General features: G+C 69.9%; 15 protein-coding genes, 1 tRNA gene, 1 pseudogene and 1 riboswitch. Of the genes and pseudogenes, 11 read left to right on the top strand and 6 right to left on the bottom strand.

Going from position 1 to position 18,174, the window contains the following annotated elements:
- The first annotated feature begins 90 nt into the window (after window positions 1-90).
- From JO379_RS13795 to JO379_RS13770, 6 genes are all read left to right on the top strand, one after another.
- Window positions 91-1,089 (top strand): transglycosylase family protein, encoded by a 999-nt coding sequence (locus tag JO379_RS13795; RefSeq protein ID WP_307841989.1) that lies wholly within the window; start codon window positions 91-93, stop codon window positions 1,087-1,089.
- A 259-nt stretch (window positions 1,090-1,348) separates the two neighbouring features.
- Window positions 1,349-1,531: riboswitch (cyclic di-AMP (ydaO/yuaA leader) on the top strand.
- Window positions 1,532-1,534: 3 nt separating this feature from the next.
- The gene (locus JO379_RS13790; protein WP_209515123.1) at window positions 1,535-2,260 is read left to right on the top strand and encodes a LysM peptidoglycan-binding domain-containing protein; all 726 of its coding nucleotides are present in this window, start codon (window positions 1,535-1,537) and stop codon (window positions 2,258-2,260) included.
- A 293-nt stretch (window positions 2,261-2,553) separates the two neighbouring features.
- Entirely contained in the window at window positions 2,554-3,834 is a 1,281-nt protein-coding gene (gene eno / locus JO379_RS13785) for a phosphopyruvate hydratase (RefSeq protein ID WP_130879186.1), read from the top strand.
- Between the two features lie 171 nt (window positions 3,835-4,005).
- Complete coding sequence (locus JO379_RS13780; protein WP_130879187.1) at window positions 4,006-4,479, top strand: FtsB family cell division protein; 474 nt, start codon at window positions 4,006-4,008, stop codon at window positions 4,477-4,479.
- Between the two features lie 64 nt (window positions 4,480-4,543).
- Window positions 4,544-5,095: a DUF501 domain-containing protein gene (locus JO379_RS13775; protein WP_130879188.1), complete on the top strand. Its 552-nt coding sequence runs from the start codon at window positions 4,544-4,546 to the stop codon at window positions 5,093-5,095.
- A gap of 67 nt (window positions 5,096-5,162) precedes the next feature.
- Window positions 5,163-6,119, top strand: coding sequence for a Ppx/GppA phosphatase family protein (locus JO379_RS13770; protein WP_209515121.1), 957 nt, complete (start codon window positions 5,163-5,165; stop codon window positions 6,117-6,119).
- Between the two features lie 112 nt (window positions 6,120-6,231).
- Here the strand turns inward: JO379_RS13770 and JO379_RS13765 are convergent, their stop codons facing one another.
- On the bottom strand, window positions 6,232-6,429 hold the full coding sequence (locus tag JO379_RS13765) for a hypothetical protein (protein WP_130879190.1): 198 nt from the start codon (window positions 6,427-6,429) through the stop codon (window positions 6,232-6,234).
- Window positions 6,430-7,258: 829 nt separating this feature from the next.
- Window positions 7,259-8,491, bottom strand: a complete 1,233-nt coding sequence (locus tag JO379_RS13760; protein WP_209515119.1) for a helix-turn-helix domain-containing protein — start codon at window positions 8,489-8,491, stop codon at window positions 7,259-7,261.
- Between the two features lie 240 nt (window positions 8,492-8,731).
- Here JO379_RS13760 and JO379_RS13755 point away from each other — a divergent pair.
- A pseudogene (locus JO379_RS13755) lies at window positions 8,732-9,305 on the top strand (HD domain-containing protein).
- A 17-nt stretch (window positions 9,306-9,322) separates the two neighbouring features.
- Here the strand turns inward: JO379_RS13755 and JO379_RS13750 are convergent.
- The gene (locus tag JO379_RS13750) at window positions 9,323-9,592 is read right to left on the bottom strand and encodes a type II toxin-antitoxin system RelE family toxin (protein WP_209515117.1); all 270 of its coding nucleotides are present in this window, start codon (window positions 9,590-9,592) and stop codon (window positions 9,323-9,325) included.
- Window positions 9,589-9,846 carry a type II toxin-antitoxin system prevent-host-death family antitoxin gene (locus JO379_RS13745; protein ID WP_209518698.1) on the bottom strand — a complete coding sequence of 86 codons (258 nt, stop codon included), beginning with the start codon at window positions 9,844-9,846 and terminating at the stop codon, window positions 9,589-9,591. The genes JO379_RS13750 and JO379_RS13745 overlap by 4 nt, the downstream gene beginning before the upstream one ends.
- 326 nt (window positions 9,847-10,172) lie before the next feature.
- On the opposite strand from JO379_RS13745, the gene JO379_RS13740 reads away from it, so the two are divergent.
- The gene (locus tag JO379_RS13740; RefSeq protein ID WP_130878216.1) at window positions 10,173-11,552 is read left to right on the top strand and encodes an NAD(P)/FAD-dependent oxidoreductase; all 1,380 of its coding nucleotides are present in this window, start codon (window positions 10,173-10,175) and stop codon (window positions 11,550-11,552) included.
- 178 nt (window positions 11,553-11,730) lie between these two features.
- Entirely contained in the window at window positions 11,731-13,050 is a 1,320-nt protein-coding gene (locus JO379_RS13735) for an SAM-dependent methyltransferase (protein ID WP_209515116.1), read from the top strand.
- A gap of 98 nt (window positions 13,051-13,148) precedes the next feature.
- Here the strand turns inward: JO379_RS13735 and JO379_RS13730 are convergent, their stop codons facing one another.
- Together JO379_RS13730 and JO379_RS13725 are read right to left on the bottom strand one after the other, a co-directional pair.
- Window positions 13,149-15,668, bottom strand: a complete 2,520-nt coding sequence (locus tag JO379_RS13730; protein WP_209515115.1) for an ABC transporter permease — start codon at window positions 15,666-15,668, stop codon at window positions 13,149-13,151.
- Between the two features lie 102 nt (window positions 15,669-15,770).
- The gene (locus tag JO379_RS13725; protein ID WP_130878213.1) at window positions 15,771-16,553 is read right to left on the bottom strand and encodes an ABC transporter ATP-binding protein; all 783 of its coding nucleotides are present in this window, start codon (window positions 16,551-16,553) and stop codon (window positions 15,771-15,773) included.
- A 399-nt stretch (window positions 16,554-16,952) separates the two neighbouring features.
- On the opposite strand from JO379_RS13725, the gene JO379_RS13720 reads away from it, so the two are divergent.
- Both JO379_RS13720 and JO379_RS13715 read left to right on the top strand, forming a co-directional pair.
- Window positions 16,953-17,037: transfer RNA gene (locus JO379_RS13720), tRNA-Leu, on the top strand.
- A 225-nt stretch (window positions 17,038-17,262) separates the two neighbouring features.
- The gene (locus tag JO379_RS13715; protein WP_130878212.1) at window positions 17,263-18,135 is read left to right on the top strand and encodes a Bax inhibitor-1/YccA family protein; all 873 of its coding nucleotides are present in this window, start codon (window positions 17,263-17,265) and stop codon (window positions 18,133-18,135) included.
- Window positions 18,136-18,174: the final 39 nt, after the last annotated feature.

The following is an 18,174-nucleotide window of genomic DNA, read 5'->3' as shown; positions in this document are numbered from 1 at the left end:
CGACCACCATCAACTGAGCCGCCAACGAGAGGCCAACGCATGCGCTCCGGCAACGGTAGACACCGCAGACCCCGTCAGGTACCGGCGATCGTGGTCGCGGCGGGGGTGACGGGCGCGTCCCTCGCCATGCCGCTGCTCGCCGCCACCGGCGCGAACGCCGCGGAGGCCGAGACGTGGGACAAGGTCGCCCGGTGCGAGAGCGGAGGCGTCTGGAGCTCCAACGCCGGCAACGGCTTCTTCGGCGGACTGCAGATGACGCAGGAGATGTGGCAGCAGAACGGCGGTACGGACTACGCGCCGCGCCCCGACCTCGCCAGCCGCTCGCAGCAGATCGCCGTGGCCGAGAAGATCCTCGCGAGCCGCGGCCCGGACGCCTGGCCGAGCTGCGCGGTGTCCTCGGGGCTCGCGAAGGGCGGCAAGGCGCCGGAGGTCAACCCCGGCAGCACGCACACCCCCGAGCCGGAGGCGCCCGCCAAGCCCGCGCCGACGCGCAACACCCCCTCCACCCCGTCGACCCCCTCTCCCGACTCCTCCGAGACCGAGAAGCCGTCCGAACCCTCCTCCTCGCCGTCCCCCTCGTCCCCGTCGTCCCCCGACTCCTCTCCCTCGCCGTCCGCGCCCACAGGGACCGACGAGCCGACCGGCAAGCCCACCGAGCCGGTGCCCGGCGACTCCGCGCACCCCACGGACGGATCGTCCGAGGGCGGCAAGCACCGCAAGCCCTCCACGGACGACCCCACCGAGATCCCCTCGACCACACCCGGCACCCCCTCCGGCACGCCGACGCCCGACGGCACCGACGGCTCGGACGGCACGGACGGCGCGAACGGCACGGACAAGGAGCACTCCGGGACGCCGCGTTCGGACGACGGCCGCGCCTCGCGCGACGGGGGTACGCGCACGGACCAGCCGGGCGCCGGCGACTACACGGTGCGCCCCGGTGACAATCTGTCAGCCATTGCGGAGCAGCACGCCGTCGAGGGCGGCTGGTCCTCCCTCTATGAGGACAACAAGAAGGTGGTAGGGGCCGATCCGGACCTGATCCAGCCTGGTCAGAAGCTTGAGGTCAAGAAAAAAGCCGGGAAATAGAGCAGACTTCGCGGGGAATGTCCGTTCCAGTCGAAAGTGAGACATGGGTCTCGTTGACTTCTGGTCGGAAGGCGCTCGTCCGGAGTTTGTTCATGGTCTCTCACCTGCGGAAACAAGGTGTTCCCGTGGGTAACAAGAGGCAACTGTGGCTGGAATCAGGGGTTTGAACCCGTACGCCGGCTGTGTCTAACGTCGTCACCGCTCGCCACCGCGAGCACCACGGCCGCCACGCCGAATCCTGCCGGCGGCCGGAGGGGTCGTCGCGAAAGCGCCGTAGGCAGGAGCGGGGGAACCAAGGTAGGCGCCGGAACGGCCCAGCCGGTCATTCGACCGACGGGGGCGGGACGGCTTGGGGTGAAGCCGAGTGTGCACCGCACACCAGGCCGGGCAACTCACAGCCCGAACCCGACAGCTCACCTCGTAGGCGTCGGTGAGGAAACGACTCATGTCCAAGGGCAAGCACCGTCGTCCGTCCAAGGCCGTTCGCATCGTCACGCTCGCCGGTGTCGCCGGTGTCGCCGTGGCCGCGCCCCTGATGGCCGCGACCTCCGCCAGCGCCGCCTCCGTCGACACCTGGGACGCCGTCGCGCAGTGCGAGTCCGGTGGCAACTGGTCCATCAACACCGGCAACGGCTACTACGGCGGCCTGCAGTTCTCGCAGTCGTCCTGGAACGCCGCCGGCGGCCAGGCCTACGCCGACCGCGCCGACCACGCCACCAAGAGCCAGCAGATCGCCGTCGCCGAGAAGCTGCTCGCCATGCAGGGCCCGGGTGCCTGGGGCTGCGCCGGCGCCGGTGGCCTGACCGCCGGCGGCCCGAAGGCCGACGTCGACACCTCCGGCTCCTCCTCCTCGTCCTCGCGCGGCACCTCCACCAAGTCGCACGCGGACCGCAGCGAGCGCCAGGCCCCGAAGCAGCAGGCCGCCCCGAAGGCCGCCCCGCAGGCCCAGGCCGACGACGAGGACGACGCCCCGGCCCCGGCCCCGAAGGCCACCCCGAAGTCCTTCAAGAAGGGCGACGGCGAGTACGAGGTCAAGGCCGGCGACACCCTCGCCAAGATCGCCGAGGCCAAGAAGGTCAAGGGCGGCTGGCAGAAGCTGCACGAGCTCAACAAGGACATCGTCGAGAACGCCGACCTGATCTTCGTGGGCCAGCAGCTGCACCTCAGCTGATCCGGCGGGCCGGCCACCGCGCCGCGCCCCCAGTGCTCACAGCGGACCGCCCCGCTCCGACGCGCCTTCCCCCCGGGGCGCGCCGGAGCGGGGCTCCGCCGTTTCCGGGGACGACTCGACTGCCCGGCCCCCGGTGTCCGGATTCTCCGCTCGGCGAACACATCGGCTATTCGTCCGATGATCTCGGCATTTGTGCGGTTTTTCGGCTCGCCAGGTGGTCCACCGGCGGGGGGAACCCCCGGAGCCCGTTAGGCTCGGGGGCAGAACTTCAGACACACACGAAGGAGACGCACGTGCCGTCTATCGACGTCGTCGTAGCTCGCGAGATCCTCGACTCGCGAGGCAACCCCACGGTCGAGGTCGAGGTCGGCCTCGACGACGGCTCCACGGGCCGTGCGGCCGTGCCGTCCGGCGCCTCCACCGGCGCCTTCGAGGCCATCGAGCTCCGCGACGGTGACAAGAACCGCTACCTCGGCAAGGGTGTCGAGAAGGCCGTCCTCGCCGTCATCGAGCAGATCGGCCCGGAGCTCGTCGGCTACGACGCCACCGAGCAGCGCCTGATCGACCAGGCCATGTTCGACCTGGACGCCACCGACAACAAGGGCTCGCTCGGCGCCAACGCCATCCTCGGCGTCTCCCTCGCCGTCGCGCACGCCGCCTCCGAGGCGTCCGACCTGCCGCTCTTCCGCTACCTCGGCGGCCCGAACGCGCACCTGCTGCCCGTTCCGATGATGAACATCCTCAACGGTGGGTCGCACGCCGACTCCAACGTGGACATCCAGGAGTTCATGATCGCGCCGATCGGCGCGGAGTCCTTCTCCGAGGCGCTGCGCTGGGGCACCGAGGTCTACCACACCCTCAAGGCCGTCCTGAAGCGCAAGGGCCTGTCCACCGGCCTTGGCGACGAGGGCGGCTTCGCCCCGAACCTCGGCTCCAACCGCGAGGCCCTCGACCTCATCCTCGAGGCCATCAAGGAGGCCGGTTACACCCCCGGCCAGGACGTCGCGCTCGCGCTCGACGTCGCCGCGTCCGAGTTCTACAAGGACGGCTCGTACGAGTTCGAGGGCAAGTCCCGCTCGGCCGCCGAGATGACGGACTACTACGCGGAGCTCGTCGCCGCGTACCCGCTGGTCTCCATCGAGGACCCGCTGTTCGAGGACGACTGGGACGGCTGGAAGACCCTCACCGAGCGTCTCGGCGACAAGGTGCAGATCGTCGGTGACGACCTGTTCGTCACCAACCCCGAGCGCCTCGGCCGCGGCATCGAGGAGGGCGCCGCCAACGCCCTGCTGGTCAAGGTCAACCAGATCGGTTCGCTGACCGAGACCCTCGACGCCGTCGAGCTCGCCCAGCGCAACGGCTTCAAGTGCATGATGTCCCACCGCTCCGGCGAGACCGAGGACGTCACCATCGCCGACCTGGCCGTCGCCACCAACTGCGGCCAGATCAAGACCGGTGCCCCGGCCCGCTCCGAGCGCGTCGCCAAGTACAACCAGCTGCTGCGCATCGAGGAGATCCTCGACGACGCCGCGGTCTACGCCGGCCGCAGCGCCTTCCCGCGCTTCAAGGGCTGACACCCGGCTGACACCCCGGCCGGCACCCCCGGCTCAAGGGCTCTGAACGGGAGCTGAACATTCCCGGCCGAAAACCCTCCCGGGACAGACGGCAGCCTCACTACGTCCTCGGCCACGGTCCCGTACCGTGGCCGAGGACGTACGTTCGTTCAGAGACCACGGGGAGGCGACGTGGCGGCGGAACGGTTGCCCACCGCGACCAGGCTCAAGGCGCTCGGCACGGTGCTCGTACAGGGCCCGTCGGCCCGTGGCGGCCGGGTCTACCGCGCGCGGCCGCCCCGCCGCAGCCGGCTCACCGGCCGCGCCGCGCTCCTCGCGCTCGTCGTCTGCTCCCTGGTCGTCGCGCTGGCCTACCCCATGCGCCAGTGGGTCACCCAGCGCTCGGACATCGCCGACCAGCGGCGCCAGTCCGAGCGCGCCCGCGAACAGGTCAAGCAGCTGCAGGAGCAGAAGGCGCGGCTGGAGGACCCGGCGTACGTCGAGGCGCAGGCGCGCGAGCACCTGCACTACGTACGCCCCGGGGAGACCGGCTACAGCGTGGTGGACGGCAGCGGGCCCGCCAAGCGCCGCACGGACCAGGGCGCGGCCAACCGCCCCTGGTACAGCAACCTCTGGGACGGCGTGGACGCCACGGACTCCCCGTAAGGCCCTTTTCGGGCCTGCCCCCGACCATTCGAGAACACCGAGTACGAGCGAGTACGAGCGACACATGGACACCCCTCCTCCGAAGACCGAGCCCACCGAGCCGACCGACGCGGACATCGCGGCGTTCAAGGAGCAGCTGGGCCGCCCGCCGCGCGGTCTGCGCGCCATCGCCCACCGCTGCCCCTGCGGCAACCCCGACGTCGTCGAGACGCAGCCGCGTCTGGAGGACGGCACGCCGTTCCCGACGCTGTACTACCTGACCTGCCCGCGCGCCGCCTCCGCGATCGGCACGCTGGAGGCGGACGGCGTCATGAAGGACATGACCGCCCGGCTGGCGACCGACCCGGAGCTGGCCGCCGCCTACCGCGCCGCGCACGAGGACTACATCACCCGCCGTGACGCCATCGAGGTGCTGGAGGGCTTCCCGAGCGCCGGCGGCATGCCGGACCGGGTCAAGTGCCTGCACGTGCTCGTTGGCCACTCCCTCGCCGCGGGCCCCGGTGTGAACCCGCTGGGCGACGAGGCCATCGCGATGCTCCCCGAGTGGTGGGCCAAGGGCCCCTGCGTCAGCCCGTGCGACACCGACGGGACGTGCGACGCCGACGCGAAGGCGTGAGCCCCGCCCGGCAGCAGACCCCCGGCCGCGCCGCCCGGGCGGCCGATCCAACCCTTCAGGAGTGCGCATGACTCGCGTCGCGGCCATCGACTGCGGCACCAACTCCATCCGGCTCCTCGTCGCGGACGTCGACCCAGCCACCGGCGAACTCAAGGAGCTCGACCGGCGGATGACCATCGTCCGCCTCGGCCAGGGCGTCGACCGCACGGGCCGGCTCGCGCCGGAGGCGCTGGAGCGCACCTTCGCCGCCTGCCGGGAGTACGCCGAGGTCATCAAGGAGCTCGGCGCGAGCCGGCTGCGCTTCGTGGCGACGTCCGCCTCCCGCGACGCGGAGAACCGCGAGGACTTCGTGCGCGGCGTGGTCGACATCCTGGGCGTCGAGCCCGAGGTGATCAGCGGTGACCAGGAGGCCGAGTTCTCCTTCACCGGCGCCACCAAGGAACTGACGGGCCGCGACGACCTGCCGACGCCGTACCTGGTGGTGGACATCGGCGGCGGCTCGACGGAGTTCGTCGTCGGCGAGGAGCACGTCCGCGCGGCGCGCAGCGTGGACGTCGGCTGCGTCCGGATGACCGAGCGTCACCTGGTCCACGACGGCGTGGTCACCGACCCGCCGACGTATCGCCGGCTCTCCGCCATAAAGGCCGACATCGAGGCGGCCCTGGACCTGGCAGAGGAGACCGTCCCCCTCACCGAGGCCCGCACCCTCGTCGGCCTGGCCGGCTCGGTCACCACGGTCGCGTCCATCGCGCTGGGCCTGCCGGAGTACGACTCCTCCGCGATCCATCACGCACGGATCTCCCTGGACCAGGTCCAGGAGGTCACCGGCATGCTGCTGTCCTCGACCCACGAGCAGCGCGCGGCGATCCCGGCCATACACCCGGGCCGGGTGGACGTCATCGGCGCGGGGGCGCTCGTCCTCCAGTCGGTGATGGAACGGATCGGCGCCCAGGAGGTCGTGGTGAGCGAACACGACATCCTGGACGGCATCGCGTGGTCGGTGGCGACCGGCGACGACGCCTGACCGTTCTGACCTGCGGTGATTCGCAGTCGACAGGCATGAACCGGCCCCGGCCCGCGCGCAGCGGACCGGGGCCGGTTCACGCTGCCGTGGGCTTGGCGGCGTGGCGCGGTGACTACTGCGGGCGGCTGTTCTCCCGTACGCAGTCGAGACACACCCATCCCTTACGGGCGACCAGCTTCGTCCGCTCCTTGGGGTGCTTGCCGCGCCATTCGGAGGGCCCGGACCTGTCGGGCAGATCGCGCTTGATCAGCAGCCCGATCATGAATCGATTGCTCGGCGGCTCGTCCGGGAACGGCGTGTCGTCAGTCATCTGGGATCTGTGGACTGCCGCAGGCTCTTCGCCTGACAGATGCACCGCGTGCGTCAGGTAGAGCGGGGAGGTAGTAGGCGCGGGTTGCGGTGGGCATGTCGGGGTCGGCACGGCGGGCGGCCCGCTGGTGTGGGGGAGGCCGATCACCTCATCCGGTGTGCGGTTGAGGCTCGGCCGCCTCGCTGCCTTGTGCATCCCATCGAGGAACCCCGGCTTCGCCAGCCAGGCGGAAGCGTGGGCGTGCGCCCGCCGACGGCTCGGCCAGACGGCCCGTACGGGCCTGGAGAACTGGCCGTGCAGACACCACCACATCTCCAAGGAACCCCACGCCCGGCGAACGGGAGATCGCGCCCGTCCCATTACCGACAGCTCCCGTCCCGGGAAGCGCCCGGCCCGGGAGGAGTGGGCAGCCGTACGGACGAGTCCGGCCGACCGCGCCCCGCCCGGTGCTCCGGGCACTCGCATTCCGGAAGCCGCATGATGCCGGGTGGGAGATCGCCGCCGTCCGCTGATGGTTCCGGCGCGCGTCTCGTCGGGTGCTCGACGCGGAGGGCACCGTCAATGCCCCACGCGGCGATGAGGAATGACAGTCGCTCCCGCGCGGCGCTTCTCACCTGCCCCGCGTGGAGCGCCTTGCTGCGGGCAGCTTTGATGCCCTTGCATACCAAGCAGGGCGGCTGTTTCGGAAGCGGTGCGAGACCAATGCGGTCCTTGGCGGTGCCCACGGGAAACCCCCGGCGTCGTCGGTCGTGGAGAGAAGACCGTATGACCGCCGGGGGCGGGTGAGGGGTAGGCCTTGTACCCCCTCGGCAAGGGGTATGAAAAGTACCTATGCCACCGCTGGGAGCCGCATCTCCCGGTGCAACTGCTGCGCGTCCTTCCTGATGACAGCGCTTCCTGTGGTGGCCAGTTCGGATACCGCAGAGCGCGCGAAGAGGTTGAACCTGACGGTCTCGGGCGACTCCGCGTGTGCCTTCTTCAGCAAGGTCACCACCGCGATGTCCTCGTCCTTGCCCTGCATGCTGTACGCCCGTGCGGACTCGACAAGGTGGAAGCTGCGGCGCGTGGCCGACGGGATCGGAGCCAGGTCGACCCGGGTGGCATCGACGGCGGCCTGGCCCCGGACCAGGTCGGCATTCATCGTGATGGCATAGGCGTCGACCACGCCACGGCCGAAAATCAGAAACGGGTGCGCGTACGCGTCGCCGAGGCTCTTGGCCGCCTTGTCGGCGTGGTCCCAGTGCCGCCACGCATCGCCGGCCTTGCCGACCTTGGCGTACGACAGGGCGGCGGCAAGGTGGAGCAGTCCCCAGCGGGCGAGATCCTCGGGGCCCTTGTCGGGCCTGAGGAGATCCACGGCCCGCATGGCGAGCTCCACACGTGCCTCGTGGCGTTCTCCGGCGTCGCGGAAGATGTGATTGAGGTACCAGGCGGCGACGGCGATGGCGTGCGGGTCGTCGGCGTCCTGTGCCGCCGTCATTGCCCGGTCACCGGTGAGCATGACGGCTTCCGGGGAGGGCTGGAAGCTGAGGAAGAGCTGTGCGAGGTGGTAGCACTGGGCGAGCGCGGAGAGGGCTCGCCGTCGCTCTGTCCGTTCGTGGGCTCTTGTCGCCAGTTGGAGGTTGGCCAAAAGGTCGGGCAGTAGTGGGGCGACCTGCGTGCGGTGGTCGCCGTCGCTGTGCCATACCTGCCAGGTGTGGCGTACGCGTTCCTCCAGCGTTGCTACGGCCGGTGGCTCCTCGGCGGTGTCTGCGATGCGGTATGTGGTCAGTGCGGCTTTGATCGCAGGCAGGTCTTGATGCGCGGCCTTGGTGTAGGTGGCGGCTGCGAGTCGTTCGTCGCCCGTGAGGTCGGCGAGGTCATCGACACCCAGCTCGGAAGCCAGTCGGAGGAGCAGGGGGAACCGGGGCATTCCGAGACGGTCGGTCTCGATCGCCTTGACCCATTCTGGAGAGCGTCCGACGAGACCGCCGAGGGTGGCCCTTGTCTTTCCGGCCCGCTCACGGGCCTTCTTGACGCGCTGGCCGAAGGTGGTGGGGGGACTGTAGGTGGAATCGGACATATTCAACTCCGTTCTGACCCAGACACTGAGAACGGTACTCCCGGGGATGGGGGCGCACAGGGGATCGTTCACCGCCGTTCAGCGGGGGGGCATCACGCGTCACGGAGTGGAGAACGCGACCGCTCTGATGTCGAGTTGGCCCGTAGAGGGGGTGCCGTGCCGCAAGTCCCGGCGACGGCTCCACGCCGTGCACTACGGTCTGGCGCGAGTCGCCCGGGAACCGTCTGGAGGACAGACCGCATGACTGACGATCAGCACGCCAAGGGGTCCGTGTGCTACCTGATGGAAATGGGCCTGCTGAAGCGCGCGAAGCGCACCGGCTGGTGGATCGTGGGTGTGAAGGACCCCGAGTCGATCGCGGAGCACAGGTTCCGCACCGCCGTCATCGGGTCGGTGCTGGCGATGATGGAAGGCGCCGACCCCGCGAAGGTCGCGCTGCTCTGCACCTTCCACGACACCCAGGAGACCCGGATCGGCGACATCCCCTGGATCGGCCGCCGCTACCTCACGGCGGCCGACAACGAGAAGGTCACCGCCGACCAGGTGTCCCAGGGCACCCCGCTGTGGCGGCAGGGGTGCAAGCGGTCGTCCACGAGTACGAGAACGGTGACTCGCTCGACGTCATGGTCGCGCGCGACGCGGACAAGTTGGAGTGCATGATCCAGGGGCTGGAGTACCTGGAGCAGGGCTACGCCAAGGCCCAGGAGTGGGTCGACAGCACGCGGGCCAATTGAAGACGCCGTCGGCGATCGCGCTGGCCGGCGCCGCGCAGGGCATGTCGTCGCTGGAGTGGCAGCGGGTGTACCTGTCGTAGCCCGCAGTCCGGGGTGCTCAGATGTTGCGGTAGGCGTCGCGGCCGTCGCCGACCTTGACGACGAGGATGACGAGCTCGCCGTCCTCTACCCGGTAGGCGCCCCGATAGTTGCCGACTCGGAGCCGGTAGAGGCCCGAGGAGCCGGTGAGCTTCCTGATATCGGCGTCCTCGCGGTACGGGTCGTCGCCGAGTGCGGTCAGGGCCGCCAGAATGCACATGGCGGCAGGCTGGTCGACGGCCCGCAGCTGCCGCTGTGTCGCCGCAGTGAACCGGAACGCGTACTTCACGCCGCGTCTTCGCTGCGCTCGGCGAACAGGTCCGCCAGCAGTTCAGCCATCGTCGCGGTCGGGCCGCCCTCGGCAAGGACCGCTTCTGCCTCACGGGCGAGCAGCTCGTCGGCCGCCGCTTCCAGGGCGTCGAAGTCCGCGATCGGCACGAGGGCGGCCACCGGCGCGCCGTTGCGCGTGATGACAGTCGGCGTGCCCTGCTCGGCACGGTTGATGGGGTCCGTGGACCCCTCCGCGAAAAAGGTTCGTGAAATCCTTCACATGAAAAAGTGGCTCGATGGGCACCCGCAGGGGCCTTCCGCCCCTCTTTCGGGGCCCGACAGGCCCTGGCGGTCGGAAACCGTCCGGTTTCATGCGGGTTAAAGGAACGTTTATGCAGACGGTTCCGAACCGCTGGTCCAGTGACCGTGGAGGACGCAAGGCCAGTTCAGCAGGGGTGAACAACGGATGCGGGCCGGGCGTGGTTCCCTTACGGGAGTATGGCGTGGGTCACGGAGGCGGCGGAGTGTAGCAGATGGGCCCTCAGACCTTGTGAAGGGGCTCACGAGCACCCCTCCCGAGAGTGCTGGATACTCGAAACATGAGCACCACGGAGCGTCCACGGATCCTCGTAGTAGGCGGTGGGTACGTCGGCCTGTACGCGGCGCGCCGCATCCTTAAGAAGATGCGGTACGCGGAGGCGACCGTCACGGTCGTCGACCCGCGCTCGTACATGACCTACCAGCCCTTCCTGCCCGAAGCAGCTGCCGGCAGCATCTCCCCCCGCCACGTCGTGGTGCCGCTGCGCCGCGTGCTGCCCAAGGCGGAGGTCCTCACCGGCCGCGTCACCACGATCGACCATGACCGGAAGGTCGCCACCGTCGCGCCGCTCGTCGGCGAGGCGTACGAGCTGCCCTTCGATTACCTGGTCATCGCGCTCGGCGCCGTCTCCCGAACCTTCCCGATCCCCGGCCTTGCCGAGAACGGCATCGGCATGAAGGGCATCGAGGAGGCCATCGGCCTGCGCAACCACGTCCTGGAGCAGCTCGACAAGGCTGACTCCACGACCGACGAGGAGATCCGCCGCAAGGCGCTGACCTTCGTCTTCATCGGCGGTGGCTTCGCGGGCGCGGAGACCATCGGCGAGGTCGAGGACATGGCGCGCGACGCCGCCAAGTACTACCCGAACGTCAAGCGCGAGGACATGCGTTTCGTCCTCGTCGACGCCGCCGACAAGATCCTTCCCGAGGTCGGCCCGAAGCTCGGCGAGTACGGCAAGCAGCACCTGGCGAGCCGCGGCATCGAGATCCACCTCTCGACGTCCATGGACTCCTGCATCGACGGCCACGTCGTGCTGAAGAACGGCCTCGAGGTCGACTCCAACACGATCGTGTGGACCGCGGGCGTCAAGCCCAACCCGGCGCTGGCCCGCTTCGGCCTGCCGCTCGGTCCGCGCGGCCACGTCGACACCACCGAGACCCTCCAGGTCCAGGGCACCGACTACATCTGGGCCGCGGGCGACAACGCCCAGGTTCCGGACATGGTCGGCCGCAACGCCGGCAACCCGAACGCCTGGTGCCCGCCGAACGCCCAGCACGCGCTGCGTCAGGCGAAGGTCCTCGGCGACAACGTGATCTCCGGCATGCGCGGCTTCCCGCAGAAGACGTACTCGCACGCCAACAAGGGCGCCGTCGCGGGCCTCGGCCTGCACAAGGGCGTCGCGATGATCGTCATGGGCAAGATGAAGATCAAGCTCAAGGGCCGTCTCGCCTGGTACATGCACCGTGGCTACCACGGCATGGCGATGCCGACCTTCAACCGGAAGATCCGCGTCCTGGCCGACTGGACGCTGGGCATGTTCCTCAAGCGCGAGGTCGTCTCGCTCGGCGCCATGGAGAACCCCCGCGAGGAGTTCTACGAGGCGGCCAAGCCGGCCCCGCAGGCCCAGAAGGCCGACGCCGAGAAGGCCAAGGCCTCCTAGCGTCGAGCCGCAGTACGTAGTCCGAAGGGCGTCCATCTTCCGTGGGGTGGGCGCCCTTCGGCATGTTTAGCGGCAGGGGAGTTGACCAAGTCTCAGGGGACGGGAGTACAGCGCGACCCGTAAGTGTTTAGGTGTCAGATGAATCTTTTCCTGGCGCTTCATCACGGAGGTGTGCGACATGGCCGACGCCGCTGGACGGCTCACCGCGCTCGCGGAGCAGGTACTGGGAGCCCCGCTCCCGGTGCGGCTCCGTGCCTGGGACCGCAGCGAGTCAGGCCCTCCGGGGACCCCGGTCCTGGTCATCCGCCGTCGTCGTGCCCTGCGCAGGCTGCTGTGGAAGCCCGGCGAGCTGGGCCTGGCCCGCGCCTGGGTCGCCGGTGACCTCGATATCGACGGTGATCTCTACGAGGCCCTCGACCTGCTCTCCGGCTCCCTCTGGGAGCGCGGCGAGGGCAGCGCCACCCGCACCTCGGGCCTGGCCGCCCTGCTGACCGCCCTGCGCGACGCGGGCACGCGCGGCGCGGGCATCGAGCTGATCAAGATTGCCGGGCCCTGGCTGCCGCCGTCGCCGCCGCCCGAGGAGGCACCGCGCCCCCGCGGCGGCCCGCTGCACACCCTGCGCCGCGACAAGGCGGCCATCAGCCACCACTACGACGTGGGCAACACCTTCTACGAGCGGGTCCTCGGCCCCTCGATGGTCTACTCCTGCGCCTACTGGGCCGGCCCCGGCTCCACCCTCGAAGAGGCCCAGCACGCCAAACTCGACCTCGTCTGCCGCAAGTTGGCCCTCGAACCCGGACAGCGGCTGCTGGACGTCGGCTGCGGCTGGGGCTCGATGGTGCTGCACGCCGCCCGCGAGTACGGGGTGAGCGCGGTGGGCATCACCCTCTCCGAGGAGCAGGCCGCGTACGCCCGCAAGCGGGTCGCCGAGGCCGGGCTGGCGGACCGCGTCGAGATCCGCGTCCAGGACTACCGCGAGACCTTCGACGGGCCCTTCGACGCCATCTCCTCCATCGGCATGGCCGAGCACGTCGGCTCCGCCCGCTACGCCGAGTACGCTGCCGAGCTGTACGGGCTGCTGAAGCCCGGCGGCCGGCTGCTCAACCACCAGATCGCCCGCCGGCCGCTGCGGGACGAGGGGGCGTACGAGGTCGACGAGTTCATCGACCGCTACGTCTTCCCCGACGGGGAGCTCGCGCCCGTCGGCCGGACCGTCGGGCAGCTGGAGCGGGCCGGGTTCGAGGTCCGCGACGTGGAGGCGCTGCGCGAGCACTACGCCCTGACGCTGCGCCGCTGGGTGGCCAATCTGGAGGCCCACTGGGACGAGGCCGTCCGGCTCAGCTCGCCCGGCCGCGCCCGCGTCTGGCGGCTCTACATGGCCGCGTCCGCCCTGTCCTTCGAGCGCAACCGGATAGGGGTCAACCAGGTACTGGCGGTCCGCACGCCCGAATCCGGGGCGTCCGGGCTGTCGCTGCGGACCCGGGAGTGGCGGGGCTGAGCCCGGCAAAGGCGAAGGCCCGTACCGCGACACCGCGGTACGGGCCTTCGTGACGGGTGCCGCGGCCGGATTCGGGCCGGCCGCGGCACCCGCGCCCGCTACTCGGCCTTGATGGCCGAGAGCATGTTCAGCCGGGCCGCCCGGCGGGCCGGCCACAGCGCGGCCAGCACGCCCACGGCGGCGGCCAGCAGCAGGAAGATCCCCATGCGGCCCCACGGGAGCACCAGCTCGTAGGTGGCCAGGGCGTTGCCGATCAGCTCGCCGGCCGCCCAGCCGAAGAAGACACCGAGGCCGATGCCGAGCACACCGCCGAAGAGCGAGATGACCAGCGACTCCAGCCGCACCATCCGCTTGATGCCCTTGCGGTCCAGGCCGATGGCGCGCAGCATGCCGATCTCCTGCGACCGCTCGAAGACGGACATCGCGAGGGTGTTGACGACGCCGAGCACCGCGACGATCACGGCCATCGCGAGCAGCCCGTAGAGCATGTTGAGCATCAGGTTGATCGCGCCGGCGATGCTCTCGGAGACGTCCTTCTTGGTCTGGATCTGAATGGCCGGGTTGTCGCCGAGGGCCTTGCGCAGCGACTCCTTGGACGCCTCGCTCGTACCGGACTTGGTCTTGACCATGACCTGCTGGTCGGTGATCTCGCTCTGGTGCGGGGCGAGGGTCCTGGTGTCGACCATGATGCCGCGCATCAGCTCGTTGCCCTTGTAGACGCCCGAGACGGTGAGCTTGCCCCGCTTGCCGTCCTCGTAGGTGGCATCGAGGGTCGAGCCGACCTTCCAGCCGTAGCTGCGGGCGGTCTTGTCGTCGACGACGGCCTTGTTGCCGGAGAGGCCGGCGAACGAGCCCTTGGTGAAGTCGAGCTTGGTGAGGTCGGCGATGGTCTTGCCGTTGACCCCGACGAGCTGCTGGAAGTCGCCGTCGATACGGGAGGGGGACTGGCGCAGCGGGGTGGCGGCGGTGACCTCGTCCAGCGCGGACAGCTTCTTCTCGACGTCGGGGGAGAGCGGGGTCTGGCTCGCCATGGAGACGATGTAGTCGGCCTTGATGGCGTCCGTGGCCATCTTGTCGATGGCCTGGGAGACGCCGCCCGCGATCACGGTCAGACCGGTGATCAGGGTGAGGCCGATCATCAGGGCCGAGGCGGTCGCGGCGGTGCGGCGCGGGTTGCGGACCGCGTTCTGCCGGGCGAGCTTGCCGGAGATCCCGAAGACGCGCAGCACGGGGGCCGCGGCGGCGATCAGCGGACGGGACAGCAGCGGGGTGAGCACGAAGACGCCGACGAGCAGCAGCGCGGCGCCGATGCCGAGGACCGACTGGGTCTTCGAGACGAGGACGAGCGCGACACCGGCGGCGGAGAGGACGGCGCCGATGGAGTTGCGGACCACGAGCGAGCGGGTGGTGGCCACGGCGTGCACGCTGTTCATGGCGGCGACCGGCGGGATCTTCGCGGCCCGGCGGCCGGGCAGCCAGGCGGCGAGCATCGTCACGACGATGCCGACGACCAGCGAGCTGATGACCGCGGACGGCGGGATCACGAGCGGCCCGTCGGGGACGACGGCCCCGGTGCCGTTCATCAGGGCGCGCAGACCGGCGCCGATGCCGATGCCGGCCACGAGGCCCGCGACGGCCGCGACCGCGCCGACGACGAACGCCTCGATGAGCACCGAGCGGGTGACCTGGCGGCGGCTCGCGCCGACCGCGCGCATCAGCGCCAGCTCCTTGGTGCGCTGGGAGACCAGCATGGTGAAGGTGTTGGCGATGATGAAGATGCCCACGAAGAGCGAGATGCCCGCGAAGATCAGCAGGGCGTTCTTCATGCCGTCCATACCGGCGGCGATGATCTTCGCCTGGTCGTCGGCGAGCTTCTTGCCGGTGGTGGCCTCGGCGTCGCGCGGCAGGATCTTGTCCAGCTCGGCCTTGAGCGCGGTCTGGGAGGTACCGGGCGCGGCCTTCACGTCGATCTCGCTGAAGCGGCCGGGCTTGGCGTAGAGCTTCTGCGCGGTCGGGGTGTCGAAGAGGGCGAGGCTGCCACCGGCGGCGACGTTGCCGTCGTCGGTGGTGAAGATGCCGGTGACCTTCTGCGGCAGCACCGGGCCGTTCACCGAGACCCGGACGGTGTCGCCGACCTTGTAGCCCGCGCGGTCGGCGGTGGTGGCGTCGAGGGCGATCTCGCCCTTGGCCTGCGGCGCGCGGCCGCTCTTCATCGGGTAGCGGGGGTCCTTGCCGCCGGCGCCCGGGTAGTAGTTGGCACCGGCGGAGGCGAAGCCCTCGCCGATGAGCTCGCCCTTCTTGTCCGATATCGCGGCGAAGCCGTTGACGGAGCCGGTGGCCGAGGCTGCGCCCGGCACCTTCGCGGCCCGGTCGAGCAGGCCCTGGCCGAGGTCGGGCGCGGCGCCGGGCTTGCCCTTGTCGCCGTCCTCCCGGTGGGGCTGGATGGCGACGTCGACGCCGGTGAAGCCCTTCTGGGAGCTCTTCTGGTAGGCATCCGAGATGGTCGAGGTGAAGACCAGGGTGCCGGAGACGAAGGCCACGCCGAGCATGACGGCGAGGACGGTCATCAGCAGCCGGGCCTTGTGCGCGAGCACATTGCGCAAGGCGGTACGGAACATGGTCAGTCCTGAGTGGGGTTCCCTCGTCCCTGTGACGGGTGAGGGGCGAGGGGGACGAGAGGGAAGGGGCTACGGGCGTCGGGCCGGGGGTGTCCCCGGTCGTCAGCTCGTGCGGCCCTTGGCGTCGAAGCGCTTCATGCGGTCGAGGACCGCGTCGGCGGTGGGCTCGCGCAGCTCGTCGACGATGCGGCCGTCGGCGAGGAAGACCACCCGGTCGGCGTAGGAGGCGGCGACGGGGTCGTGGGTGACCATCACCACGGTCTGGCCCAGCTCGCGCACCGAGTTGCGCAGGAAGCCCAGCACCTCGGCGCCGGAGCGGGAGTCGAGGTTTCCGGTCGGCTCGTCGGCGAACATGATCTCGGGGCGGCCGGCGAGGGCGCGGGCCACGGCGACGCGCTGCTGCTGACCGCCGGAGAGCTGGTTGGGCCGGTGCTTGAGCCGCCCGGAGAGGCCGACGGTGTCGACGACCATGTCCAGCCACTGCTGGTCGGGCTTGCGGCCCGCGATGTCCATGGGAAGCGTGATGTTCTCCAGGGCGTTCAGCGTCGGCAGCAGGTTGAACGCCTGGAAGATGAAGCCGATCTTGTCGCGCCGCAGCCGGGTGAGCTTCTTGTCGTTCAGCGAGGTGAGCTCGGTGTCGCCGATCCGCGCCGAGCCGCCGGAGACGGAGTCGAGGCCCGCCATGCAGTGCATCAGCGTCGACTTGCCGGAGCCGGACGGGCCCATGATCGCGGTGAACTCGGCCTGACGGAACTCCACGGACACGGCGTCCAGGGCGACCACCTGGGTCTCGCCCTGGCCGTAGACCTTGGTGAGGTCCGTGGCGCGGGCCGCCACCGCGGTGGTGCGGACGGCGGTCTGGGCGCCGAAGGGGGTGGTGGTCACGGTGGAGCACTCCTGTCGGGACGAAGTCGGGGTCGTCTCTCCATCGTCCTTGGCGGATGTGCCGCCGGGATCAGACCCAGCTCCCGTTCCCGGGACAGACTCAAGGGGTAGCCGCCGAGCGGTTCGTCATCCTTTGGTAGGAGGGTGCCCCCCGAGTGCCGGAGACGAGATTGCGACAATTGCGGACGGCGCGAGGGGCGGGGGGATGAACGGGGGAGATCGGCCTCTGGCATGTGCCATTGGCGTCATCCCTGCACTGATAGGCCCTCAGTTGCCAATAAAATAAGACAACCTCGGGTCATCGTTCCGCTGTTTGGGGGGCGCTCCCCGGATAGGCTCGTCCTGCTCTCTTCTGGTGAGGCGCGCGCGCCTCCCAGCCCGCTACGGCCCGAGAGCTCTGCCCGGATGGTGGAATGCAGACACGGCGAGCTTAAACCTCGCTGGCCTTACGGCCGTGCCGGTTCGAGTCCGGTTCCGGGCACCAACGCGCACGCGTGCTGTATCCACACGCGGGCGCGGTCTCCGCCGGAAGCGGAATGTACCCCACCGTTTCTCGGTGTGCGACGCGTCACGTGGAACCGACCGGCTTCGGTTTGCGTTGTCAGGGAAGACGCGCAAAGAAAAGATCGTCCCCAAGCAGGAGGGCCATTTCTTTGCCTACCTATTACCCTTGTCGCAAGGCCGCGCAGGGTGGCCATGGAGGAGTGAAATGAGGAGCAGCAACCCGGTCTTCTCGCGACGGGGGTTCAGCCGCGACAACGGCGGCTATGCGGGCTTCAACGCGGGGCCGCAGGCCGGGGCCGCGACCCAGGGCAACCCCTACGCGACCAACCCGTACGCCGAGCCCACCAACCCGTACGCGGCGAACCCGTACGCGACCGGCGGTCCCGACCTGCAGCACGGTGCCCCGCAGGCGCCGGCGCAGCCCGGCCGGATGACCATGGACGACGTCGTCTCGCGCACCGGCATCACGCTGGGTGCGGTCGTCGTCGCCGCCGGTCTGGCCTGGGCGCTCGAGCTGCCCGTGGCGCTCGGATTCGGTGCCGGTCTCGTCGCGATGGTGCTCGGCTTCATCCAGGCGTTCAAGGCCAAGCCCGTCCCCGCGCTGATCCTCGGCTACGCCGTCTTCGAGGGCCTGTTCCTCGGTGTGATCAGCCAGGTCTACAACAACGTCGCCCAGGGCGCCCCGATGCAGGCGGTGCTCGGTACGACCGCCGTCTTCGTGGGTGTCCTGATCGCCTACAAGACCCGCCTCATCCGGGTCGACCGCAGGTTCGTCCGCTTCGTGATGGCGGCCGCGATCGGCTTCGTGCTGCTGATGGCCGTCAACATGCTCTTCGCCGTCTTCGGCGGCGGCGACGGCCTCGGCTTCCGCACCGGCGGCCTCGGCATCGTCGTCGGCATCGTCGGCGTGCTGCTCGGCGCGGCGTTCCTCGCGCTGGACTTCAAGCAGATCGAGGACGGCGTCCGCTACGGCGCGCCCCGTGAGGAGTCCTGGCTGGCGGCCTTCGGCCTGACGCTCTCGCTCGTGTGGATCTACACCGAGATGCTCCGGCTGATCTCGCTCCTGAACAGCGACTGACGGTACGAGCAGGTGGACACCGGTCGCCCATGGTGACCG

This window comes from Streptomyces syringium (assembly GCF_017876625.1).
GTDB lineage: Bacteria > Actinomycetota > Actinomycetes > Streptomycetales > Streptomycetaceae > Streptomyces > Streptomyces syringius.
This window is presented reverse-complemented; position numbering and strand designations above follow the sequence as displayed.